At 72.3% G+C, this 10,880-nt stretch carries 10 protein-coding genes; 3 read left to right on the forward strand and 7 right to left on the reverse strand.

Annotated elements, in window-relative coordinates:
- Window positions 1-222: 222 nt before the first annotated feature.
- Window positions 223-576, reverse strand: a complete 354-nt coding sequence (locus JGS39_RS35805; protein WP_219573938.1) for a hypothetical protein — start codon at window positions 574-576, stop codon at window positions 223-225.
- A gap of 355 nt (window positions 577-931) precedes the next feature.
- Between JGS39_RS35805 and JGS39_RS35810 the strand changes: the two genes are divergently transcribed.
- The gene (locus tag JGS39_RS35810; RefSeq protein WP_219573939.1) at window positions 932-1,978 is read left to right on the forward strand and encodes a C40 family peptidase; all 1,047 of its coding nucleotides are present in this window, start codon (window positions 932-934) and stop codon (window positions 1,976-1,978) included.
- 42 nt (window positions 1,979-2,020) lie between these two features.
- Window positions 2,021-2,782 (forward strand): GNAT family N-acetyltransferase, encoded by a 762-nt coding sequence (locus tag JGS39_RS35815; protein ID WP_219573940.1) that lies wholly within the window; start codon window positions 2,021-2,023, stop codon window positions 2,780-2,782.
- 15 nt (window positions 2,783-2,797) lie between these two features.
- Here JGS39_RS35815 and JGS39_RS35820 read toward each other — a convergent pair whose 3' ends face one another.
- Window positions 2,798-3,502: a LuxR C-terminal-related transcriptional regulator gene (locus JGS39_RS35820; protein ID WP_136327611.1), complete on the reverse strand. Its 705-nt coding sequence runs from the start codon at window positions 3,500-3,502 to the stop codon at window positions 2,798-2,800.
- Window positions 3,486-4,784: an ATP-binding protein gene (locus JGS39_RS35825; RefSeq protein ID WP_219573941.1), complete on the reverse strand. Its 1,299-nt coding sequence runs from the start codon at window positions 4,782-4,784 to the stop codon at window positions 3,486-3,488. The genes JGS39_RS35820 and JGS39_RS35825 overlap by 17 nt, the downstream gene beginning before the upstream one ends.
- Before the next feature lie 174 nt (window positions 4,785-4,958).
- Between JGS39_RS35825 and JGS39_RS35830 the strand changes: the two genes are divergently transcribed.
- Window positions 4,959-6,275 (forward strand): PspC domain-containing protein, encoded by a 1,317-nt coding sequence (locus tag JGS39_RS35830; protein WP_219573942.1) that lies wholly within the window; start codon window positions 4,959-4,961, stop codon window positions 6,273-6,275.
- 156 nt (window positions 6,276-6,431) lie between these two features.
- On the opposite strand, the gene JGS39_RS35835 is transcribed toward JGS39_RS35830, so the two are convergent.
- The 4 genes from JGS39_RS35835 to guaA form a co-directional block, all read right to left on the reverse strand.
- On the reverse strand, window positions 6,432-6,941 hold the full coding sequence (locus tag JGS39_RS35835; protein WP_219573943.1) for a DoxX family protein: 510 nt from the start codon (window positions 6,939-6,941) through the stop codon (window positions 6,432-6,434).
- A 217-nt stretch (window positions 6,942-7,158) separates the two neighbouring features.
- Complete coding sequence (locus tag JGS39_RS35840; protein WP_219573944.1) at window positions 7,159-8,424, reverse strand: hypothetical protein; 1,266 nt, start codon at window positions 8,422-8,424, stop codon at window positions 7,159-7,161.
- 126 nt (window positions 8,425-8,550) lie between these two features.
- Window positions 8,551-9,321, reverse strand: a complete 771-nt coding sequence (locus tag JGS39_RS35845) for a class II aldolase/adducin family protein (protein WP_219573945.1) — start codon at window positions 9,319-9,321, stop codon at window positions 8,551-8,553.
- 184 nt (window positions 9,322-9,505) lie between these two features.
- Window positions 9,506-10,880 (reverse strand): glutamine-hydrolyzing GMP synthase (gene guaA / locus JGS39_RS35850; RefSeq protein ID WP_219573946.1); only part of this gene is annotated, 1,375 nt, incomplete at its 5' end.

Genomic DNA, 10,880 nt, shown 5'->3' on the forward strand with positions numbered 1-10,880 from the left:
CGGCCGACCCGGCGATGACGCGGGAGTGCGTGGGCGAGTGGGTCGAGGACTGGGCCGGCGTCGAGGAGGCGCTGCGGCGGGAGGGCCGGCAGGTCGAGTGGGGCACCGCGCCATAAGACCGCCGGCCCGACGGGCGGCACGACACCGCCCGACCGGTCCGCGCCTCAGGGCCATCCGCCCGGCGGGCGTCATGAGCCCGCCCGCTCGGGCCGTGCCGGCGGCTCAGGTCCAGAGCGTGGCGATGAAGATGTTGACGATCGTGAGTCCGCCGACCGCCGCGAAGAGGCCCTTGTCGACCTTCTCCTCGTCGCGCTTGACGTAGACGAGGGCGAGGATCACGACCAGGATCAGCAGTTTGATGCCGATCTTGACGTTGTTCACGGGGTGGTCGTCGGCCTGGTCGAGGCCGACCAGCGCGACTCCGGTGACCAGCATGGTCAGCGCTCCGTGCAGCATGGCCGGGACGAACCGCGCCGTGCCTGCCCCCATCGCCTTCATCTGGGTGAGGAAACCGCCCAGCAGGGAGGCGATGCCGATGATGTGCAGGGCGACGAAGACATCGATGAGTACACGCATGGCTCCGCAGCCTAGCCCCGGCCATATCAGTACTCCGCAGCCAGGTGAGCCTTAGCGACTACTTGACCGCGAGATGCACCAATTGCCTAGCTCTGATGCAATTTTTCCGATCATCCGGCGACAACGCAACGCCAAATTCACACAATAAGCGTCATTACAACTCTTTCCCGTGTCCCGGGTTTAGCGTCCCTGCCAGGTGACCGGCACAGCGCCGATCCGTACCCGGGTGGCGTTCCCGGTCACCCCGCCGAGGTTCCGGCGGCGGGCCGCTCCCCCTGTTGGCAGCCCGCCGCCGGGCCGGGCGGGCCCGTCGGTAGACCCCGGCGGGCCGTCGAAAGGAAGGACGCCCGCCCTCGTGGCAGCGCACCGGAAACCCAAGCAGCGCCCGTACACCGGCTCTGCTGCCCGCACAGCGGCGACGCTCGCCTTCGCCGGGGCCGCGACCGCCGCAGCGTTGCCGGGATCCGCGCACGCCGATCCGGCGCCCACACCCGCCCAGGTGAAGGCCCAGGTCGACCGGCTGTACCGGGAGGCGGAGGCCGCCACCGAGCAGTACAACGGCGCCAGGGAGAAGGCCGCCGCCACCGCGAAGTCGGTCGACGCCCTGCGCGACGAGGCCGCCCGCAGGACCGAGCGGCTCAACACCGCACGCGAGGCTCTGGGTTCGTACGCCGCCGCGCAGTACCGTTCCGGCGGCATCGACCCCGCCGTGCAGCTGGCGCTCTCCTCGGACCCCGACCAGTACCTCCGGCGCGCCTCGTACGTGGAGCGGGCCGGCGAGCGGCGCGCCACCGAGGTACGCACCGTGCAGCGCCAGGTCGCGGACGTGGCCCAGGTCCGCGCCGAGGCCGCCGACGAGCTGACCGAACTCGCGAGCCGCCAGGCAGCCCTGAAGAAGCACAAGGCGACGGTCCGCACCAAGCTCGCCGAGGCCCGGCAGCTGCTGGCCCGCCTCTCCCCCGCCGAGCGCGCCTCCTACGACGCCTCGGAGGGCGGCCGCGGCAGCGCCCACGCCGACCGCAGCGCCCCGCGCGGATCGGCCCAGGCGCCCAACGCCCGCGCCGCGGAGGCGGTCGCCTTCGCGTACACCGCTCTCGGCAAGCCGTACGTCTGGGGCGCCACCGGCCCCTCCTCGTTCGACTGCTCCGGCCTCACCCAGGCCGCCTATCGCTCCGCGGGTGTCTCCCTCCCCCGGACCACGTACACGCAGATCAACGCGGGCCGGCGCGTGTCACAGTCCGAACTCGCCCCCGGGGACCTGGTGTTCTTCTACTCGGGCGTCACCCACGTCGGTCTGTACATCGGCAACGGCCAGATGATCCACGCGCCGCGCCCGGGCGCCCCGGTCCGGGTCGCCCCGATCGACCAAATGCCCTTCGCCGGAGCGACCCGGGTCGCGTAGGCTCCCGCTCTCCGATCCGGAACGGCCGAAGGACACCCGCACATGCCCATGGACGTCGACGTCCAGACCCACGCCCGTACGCTCACGCTCCGCTCCGCGGACCATGTCCGGGTGGGGCCGTTCGCGATCCGCTACAACCCGGGATGGTCCCTCAAGTACGCCAACTACGCGATCCCCGACCAGGGCGCCGAGCCGACACCTGCCGAACTCGACGCCCTGATCGCGGCCTTCCGCGAGCTGGACCGGATGCCGCGCCTGGAGTTTCTGCCCACCTGGGCGCCCGCGGTCGAACCCGCCCTGCTGGCCGCCGGGTTCACCGTGGAGAACCGCGCCCCGCTCCTGGCCTGCGCCCCCGGCGCCCTGCTGCCGCCGAAGCCGGTCGACGGCCTGGTGATAGCCGAGCCCGCCACGAACGCGGAGTTCGACGCCGCCGCCCTCGTCCAGCACCTGGGCTACGGCGGGACGGGCGAGCCCGAGGCCGGTACGGCCCAGTGGCTGCGCACCGCCGCGTCGGACGGCGGGGTCGCCGCCCTCGCCACGGTCGACGGCACGCCCGCGGGCGCGGGCGGCTGCTCGGTACCGGTCGACGGCCTCAGCGAGCTGGCCGGGCTCGCCGTCCCGGCGGACTTCCGCCGCCGCGGCATCGGGGCCGCCCTCTCCGCCCACCTCACGGAGACCGCGTTCGCGCGCGGCTGCCGGGTGGTGTGGCTGGAGCCGGGCGACGCCGACGTGGAGCGGATCTACGCGTCCATCGGCTACCGCCGGGTCGGCGAGAAGCTGAACATCTCGCTGGACCCGGCCTGATCCCCGGACCCGGTCTCAGACCAGCCGTCGCGCCGTCGCCCAGCGCGTCAGTTCGTGACGGTTGGAGAGCTGGAGCTTGCGCAGCACCGCCGAGACGTGCGACTCGACCGTCTTCACCGAGATGAACAGCTGCTTGGCGATCTCCTTGTACGCGTATCCGCGGGCGATCAGCCGCAGTACCTCGCGCTCGCGCTGCGTCAGCCGGTCGAGGTCCTCGTCGACCGGCGGGGCGTCCGTCGAGGCGAACGCGTCGAGGACGAAGCCGGCCAGCCGGGGCGAGAACACCGCGTCGCCGTCCTGGACCCGGAAGACGGAGTCGACCAGGTCGGCGCCGGTGATGGTCTTGGTGACGTAGCCGCGGGCGCCGCCCCGGATGACGCCGATGACGTCCTCGGCGGCGTCCGAGACGGACAGCGCCAGGAAGCGCACCGGGTTCTCGACCGCGCCCATGAAGGGCGCGCAGCGGCGCAGCACCTCGACGCCGCCGCCGCCCGGGAGGTGGACGTCGAGGAGGACGACCTCGGGGCGGGTCGCCGTGATGACGGTGACCGCCTGGTCGACGTCGGCGGCCTCGCCGACGACCTCGACACCGGTCTCCTCGGTGCGGCCGATCTCGGCCTGTACTCCGGTGCGGAACATCCGGTGGTCGTCGACGAGCACGACTCGTACCCGGCGCTCCGGGCCCTCGTGGCCCCCGGTCGCCTCAGTGGTCCCGTTCATCGCTCGTCCTCTCCATCTCCAGCTCGACTTCCGTGCCCCCGCCGGGCACCGAACGCAGCCGTGCGGTACCGCCGTTGCGCTGCATCCGGCCGATGATTGATTCTCGTACGCCCATTCTGTCCCCCGGTACGGAATCCAGGTCGAATCCGGGACCCCGGTCGCGGACCGAGACGAAGACCGTGCGGCCCTCGACCTCCGCGTAGACCTGGACGGCGCCGCCCTCGCCACCGTACTTGGCGGCGTTGACCATCGCCTCGCGTGCGGCCTGCATCTGTGCGGTCAGCTTCTCGTCGAGCGGGCAGTCGCCGACGACGACGACCTCCAGCGGGACGCCGTGCTTGTCCTCGACCTCGGCGGCGGCGCGTTTGACGGCCTCGGCCAGGTTCTCGGGCTCGTCGTCCTCGTCCTTGCCGGTGCCCCCGGGGTTGTAGAGCCAGTTGCGCAGCTCGCGTTCCTGGGCGCGGGCGAGTCTGCGGACCTCGCCCGCGTCCTCCGCGTTGCGCTGGATCAGGGTGAGGGTGTGCAGGACCGAGTCGTGGACGTGGGCGGCGACCTCGGCGCGTTCCTGGGCCCTGATGCGCATCAGGCGTTCCTCGGAGAGGTCCTGGGTCATGCGGACGAGCCAGGGGCCGGCCAGCAGGGCGATGCCGGTGAGCACGGCGATGGCCGCCGTGAGGACGTTGCCGAGCTGGGCGGCGGAGCCGCGTACGACCATGAACCCGGCGAGGCCGAGGCCCACCAGGGCGACGCCGGCGAGGCCGCGGGCCAGGTGCAGGACCCGGCGGCGGCTGCCGGCGTCCATCCAGCGGGCGCGGCGGGCGTTGTCGGCCTGGCGCCACACGAGGACGGAACCGGCGCCGATCAGCAGGGTGGGCCAGATGTAGCGGTCGGCCTTGCTGCCCATGTCGACGTTGCCGACGAAGATCAGGGCGCCGACGAACAGCGCGATGAGGGCGAAGACCTGGCCCTTGTCGGGTTTGCGGAGTCTGCGGGTGCCGTCGGGTGCGGTCTCGAACAGGGAGCGCGGACCGTCCACACCGCCGACGCCCAGCGGGACGACGATCCAGAACACCGCGTACAGGAGCGCGCCGAGACCGTCCGCGAGGAACAGCCCGAGGAAGACGAAGCGCACCCAGGCCACCGGCAGCCCGAGGTGGCCTGCGAGACCGCGTGCGACGCCGCCGAGCAGCCGTCCGTCGGCGCTGCGGTACAGCTTGCGCTGGGGCGGCTCCTCCGGGTCGGGGGCGAGGGAGCTTGCGGCTCGGGGCGTGGCGGCTGGCATGACCCGATCGTCACACGTCCATGCGGGTGGTGGCATCAGGGTCGGCCCCCACATCGACCCTGAGACGCGACTGGGGGCGAGAGGGCGTCTCAGGGTTCGCCCCCGGCCAATATCAGGGACCGGCCAGGGTCGCGACGGGTGCCGGAAGACCATGGCGCCCGTCACCATGGAGCCATGACCGTTCACCAGGATGCGCCGCCGGGCGCCGTGCCGCCCCCCGGGCCCGTACCGCAGCTGCACCGCAGCTCGCGGCAGAAGGTGGTGGCCGGGGTGTGCGGCGGGCTCGGCCGGTACTGCAACGTCGATCCGGTGATCTTCCGGATCGTCCTCGGCGTGCTCTCGGTGACCGGTGGTCTCGGGCTGATCTTCTACGGCTTCGCCTGGCTGCTGATCCCGCTGGAGGGCGAGGAGGAGAACGAGGCGCGCCGGCTGCTGTCGGGCCGGGTCGAGGGCTCGTCGCTGATCGCGGTGCTGTGCGCGCTGATCGGCTGCGGGCTGTTCCTGTCCATGCTGGGCAACAGCGGCACGCTGGCGTTCTCCGCGATGCTCTCGGTCGCGGTCATCGGCTTCACCGTCTGGACGCAGCACCGCAGGACGGCCGATCCGCAGGAGCGGACGCATTCGGCGGCCGAACGGGCGGTGTCGGACGCGCCGCCCGAGGTGAAGGCGCCGCCGAAGCCGTCCGGGCCGTCCTGGTGGCGCGACCCGATCGTCAAGGACGGGACCACGGGGCCGGTCGGGGCGGGCTATCTGTGGGGGCCGCCGGACACCGTGCTCGGCGGCCGGTCCGACGGGGGGCGCCGGGCGGCGGCCGATGCCCCGTTCCTGCCGCCGCAGCGGTCGCGGGAGGTCCGGGGGCCGCGGTCCATCGGCGGTGCCGTGTTCGTCAACGCGATGATCGCTGGCGGTCTGGGCACGGGCCTGAGCTGGGACTCCCAGCCGCTCGGTACGAGTCTGCAGATCGGCCTCGTCGCCGCGCTCGCGGTCTTCGGGGCCGGGATGCTGATCAGCGCCTTCGTCGGCCGGACCGGGTTCGGCACGCTGCTGATGGCGATGATCACGGCCGGTCTGCTCGCGGGAGCGTCCGCGCTGCCCAAGGACATCACCACGCACTGGGTGCGCGAGGAGTGGCGGCCGGCGTCGGTCGCCGCGGTGCAGCCGCGCTACCAACTGGGTTCCGGGCAGGCGAAGCTGGATCTCACCCGGGTCACCGTGCCCGAGGGGGACACGGTGCGGACCGAGGTGGAGGTCGGTGCGGGCCGGGTCGTCGTGTACGTACCGAAGACGGCCACCGTGAGGGTCGACGCGCGGGCCGGTCTCGGTGACATCTCCCTGCCGGGCGACCGGCGTCAGGACGATGTGGACATCCGCCCCTCGCAGAACGAGCACCGGACGCTGCCGCCGGCCGCGGGCGTCAAGCCGGCCGGCACGGTCGAGCTCGATCTGGAAGTGGGTCTCGGACAGGTGGAGGTCATCCGTGCCAAGTCATGAGTTCCGGCCCGGACGCGGCGTCGCGGGTCTGGTGATGCTGACGCTGGCGGGCGGTTACGCGGCCGACGCGGCGGGCGCTTGGGAGGCCCCGTGGGCCTTCTTCGTCCCGGTCTACGTGGGCGGCCTGTGGCTGGCCGCCACGGTGACCTGGGTGGCCTACCGGATCCGTCGCCGACGCGTCGCGAGGAAGGCGTCCACGGAGAGCGTCGCCGCTCCGCCGAGCAGCAGCGGCAGCCAGGCCATGAGGTAGATCAGGTCGTTGCCGAGGTAGTACGGCGAGACCTGCCAGCTGACGGTCAGCCACAGGCTGAGCGAGATCAGTGCCCCGCCGAGTGCCGCGATCCGCGTCCACAGGCCCAGCAGGGTGCCGATGCCGACGGCGAGCTCACCGAAGGCGATGGCGTATCCGAAGCCGGACGGGCTCTTCAGCGCGAGGTCCACGAGGGCCGGAATCGCGGCGGAGTCGCGGACGGCGCTCATCTGCTCGCCGATCGATCCCGGTCCGGTGGCGTGGAAGAAGGCGCTGTCGGTCAGCTTGTCGAGCGCGGCGTAGATGAAGGTGACCCCGAGGAAGATGCGCAGGGGCAGCAGGGCATGCTCCCGCGCCAGCTCCCCCAGGCTCCTGGCCTCGCCCAGACCGCGCCCGTTCGTGCCGTACCCGTGCATGACTCTCCCGCCTTCCGCGGCCCGCCGCCGGACCGCCGGGTCCGTCAACAGGGCCGTTCGACCCTCGCCGGACCGTTCGATCCTTCACCAGACCATACGTACGCCCCGTACGCGCGGCTCACCAGGTGTGCGGCCGGGTTTCCCTCGGTCCCAGGGTCTTTCGTTCGGATCCGGGCGGACCCCGGACCCCGCGGGCCCGGCATGATCGGGACAGCCCTCAGTCCGTGACGTCGATCGCCACCCGGTTGGACTCCGCCCCGGACGCGGTCACCACCTGCACCTCGACCACTCCGGGCTCCACCTCCACCGGCACGGGCACGGTCAGCACGGTGTCGGTCGGGTTGGCGAAGCCGCCGGTGACCGGGATCATCGGGACGTGTACGTGGACGGGGCCGATCCGCACGACCATGCGGGCCAGCCGGTCCGGGGCCCCGGCGCCGGGCGGCACGAATCCCGCGCCCCGGATCTCGATGTCGTCGCCGGTACGGATCGGCGCGTCCAGGTCGCCGGCCTCACGGGCCCGGACCACCGACAGCACCACGGGCCTGCCGCCCTCCGTGTACTTCCCGGCGAAGTAGGCCGCCGCGGAGACGGCCACCAGGAGGGCGAGCCCCCACGGCAGGTCGGGCAGTTGCTCGGGCCGGCGGGCGAGGCGGACGGCGGCGAACAGCACGGCGGCGGTGGACACCAGCACGTAACTCACATCGGTGAACCCGCCGCGCCCCGAGTCGTCGGTGAGCAGATCCGCGGCGCGCGGCCGGTCCGCCCGCAGCTTCTGCAGCCGCCCGGACAGCACCCGCACGCTCACCACCCGCCGCACGACCACCGCGATGGCGCACACCAGGGCCAGCACGGTCACCACACCGGCGCCGCGCGCCAGGTCCAGGCCCTCGATGAGCGCGTCGCGCTGTGCGTGGCCGGAGGCGCCCGCCAGCTGGAGGGCGAGGACGAGGACGGAGAAGACGGCGAGCAGCACCCAGGACGCGGCGACCGCACGGGAGGTGGAGAGCCGGTTGTCCTCGCCGATCAGCGGCGCGAGGAGGCCGCCGCGTGCCCGGTGGACGTGGGCGGCCGCGGTGAGCAGCCCGGCGGTGACGAGTCCGGCGATCAGCCCGGCGGTACGGGCGGGGGTCCAGCCGGCCCCGATGGCGGTGGCCGCCTCGGCGACGGCCAGCACGGCGACGGCGCCCCAGACGATGACCAGGGTGCGCTGCCACACCCGGTACAGCCAGGCGTCACCGGCTTCCCTGCCCCGTTCGGCGACGGCCTGCGCGGACTGGGTCAGCTCGTCCGAGACCCACTGCCGGGTCGCGGAGGCGGACTGGGCGACCCCGGTGGGAAGCCCCTGACCTGCGGCGAGTTCGTCGCGCTTGGCCAGGAAGGCGGCCACCGCGCGCCGGTGCCCCTGACGTGCTCCGTGCGGGCAGTCGCCGCACGTGCAGCCACCGCCGTGCGTGCCCTGTCTCGCCTCGTCCAACGCCACGGAGAACTCCGCCCCTTCCCGCCCCGGTACAGCCGTTGATCAACCCAACTCGGCTGTGATTGCTGCGAATTGTGCCGTACAGGGCAGGAGGTTCCCGCATCGGGGCACACCGGACGGGCAGGATCGTCAGAACGTTCGAGAGATCCGGCTCCACAGCGGCTGGTAGTTGATCCAGGCGACCAGGTCGCTGCCGAGCTGTTCCCGGGTGGTGACCGCGTCCCGGTGCTCGATCAGTACGGGCTTCCCGGCCGCCCGCGCGGCCAGCTGGACCTGGCAGGACCGCTCCAGCGTGAGGAACCACCAGGCGGCCGCGTCCACCGAGTCGCCCACGGTCAGCAGCCCGTGGTTGCGCAGCACGATGGCTTTGCGGGGCCCGAGCGCGGCCGCGATCCGGCACCCCTCTTCCTCGTCCACGACGACCCCGGTGTACGCGTCGTAGAGCGCGTGGTCCTCGTAGAAGGCGCAGGACTCCTGGGTGATCGGCTCGACGAGCTCCCCCAGCGCGGCCAGCGCCCTGCCGTGCACGGAGTGGGTGTGCGCGACGGCGACGACGTCCGGGCGGGCCCGGTGCACCTGCGCGTGGACGGCGAACGCGGCCTGGTTGACGTGCCGGCTCCCCTCGACGACCTGGCCCTCGCCGTTGACGAGGATCAGCTCGTCGGGCCGCAGCCCGTCGAAGGGGGCGCCGAACGGGTTGACCCAGTAGCAGTCGCCGAACTCCGGGTCCCTTGCCGTGATGTGTCCGGAGACGCCCTCCTCGTACCCGTACTCGCCGAACAGGCGCAGCGCCCCCGCCAGACGTTCCTTGCGGTGGGCGCGCTCCTCCTCCACGGAGGTGTGGACGGGCGGCATGGCGAAGTGGAGCTGGTCCACGGGTACGGGTGTGGGCTCGGGCATGGCGACTCCTCGGTGCTCCCGGGCGTACGGGATCAGGCGTACGGGATCGGAAGTTACCGCCGGTCGCCCCAGGTGACCAGAGGCATCGGCCATCGATTGTGCGGCCGTCGGGGCCGGGGACGCGGCGATGCCGCCGCCCGTGGGAACGGGACGGCGGCATCGGCACGAGGGGCGAGGGTGTGGGTTACTCCCACTCGATGGTGCCCGGGGGCTTGCTCGTGACGTCGAGCACGACGCGGTTCACGTCGGCGACCTCGTTGGTGATGCGGGTGGAGATCTTGGCGAGGGTCTCGTACGGCAGTCGCGACCAGTCCGCCGTCATGGCGTCCTCGGAGGAGACCGGGCGCAGCACGATCGGGTGACCGTAGGTGCGGCCGTCGCCCTGGACGCCGACGCTGCGGACGTCCGCGAGCAGGACCACCGGGCACTGCCAGATGTCACGGTCGAGGCCGGCCCTGGTCAGCTCCTCGCGGGCGATGGCATCGGCGTCGCGGAGCAGGTCGAGCCGCTCCTTGGTGACCTCGCCGACGATGCGGATACCGAGGCCGGGGCCGGGGAAGGGCTGGCGCTGGACGATCTCCTCCGGCAGGCCGAGCTCCTGGCCGACCATCCGGACCTCGTCCTTGAACAGCTGGCGCAGCGGCTCGACGAGCTCGAACTCGATGTCGTCGGGGAGGCCGCCCACGTTGTGGTGCGACTTGATGTTGGCGGTGCCGGTACCGCCGCCGGACTCGACGACGTCGGGGTAGAGCGTGCCCTGGACCAGGAAGGCGACCTCGGGGCCGTCCTCCTGGAGGATCTCCAGCTGGGCCTGCTCGAACACGCGGATGAACTCGCGGCCGATGATCTTCCGCTTCTGCTCCGGGTCGGACACACCGGCCAGGGCGTCGAGGAAGCGCTTCTCCGCGTCGACGACCACGAGCTTCGCCCCGGTCGCGGCGACGAAGTCCTTCTCGACCTGCTCGGTCTCACCCTTGCGCATCAGACCGTGGTCGACGTACACGCAGGTCAGCTGGGAGCCGATGGCCTTCTGCACCAGGGCCGCGGCGACCGCGGAGTCCACGCCGCCGGAGAGGCCGCAGATGGCGCGCTTGTCGCCGACCTGGGCGCGGATCGCGGCGACCTGTTCCTCGACGACGTTGGTCGTCGTCCAGTTCGGCTCGATGCCGGCGCCGCGGTAGAGGAAGTGCTCCAGGACCTGCTGCCCGTGCGTGGAGTGCAGGACCTCCGGGTGGTACTGGACGCCGTAGAGCTTCTTCTCGTCGTTCTCGAAGGCGGCGACCGGGACGACGTCCGTGGACGCGGTGACGGTAAAGCCCTCGGGAGCGGCGGAGCAGGCGTCGCCGTGCGACATCCACACCGACTGCTCGGTCGGCGTGCCCTCGAAGAGGGTCGAGCCGGCCTTGGAGACGGCGAGCGCGGTACGGCCGTACTCGCGGGCACCGTTGTCGTCGACGGTGCCACCGAGCGTGGTGGCCATCAGCTGGAAGCCGTAGCACATGCCGAAGACGGGGACCCCGGCCTCGAACAGCGCACGGTCGAGCGAGGGCGCGCCCTCG

This window comes from Streptomyces poriferorum (assembly GCF_019399235.1).
Taxonomy (GTDB): Bacteria; Actinomycetota; Actinomycetes; order Streptomycetales; family Streptomycetaceae; genus Streptomyces; species Streptomyces poriferorum.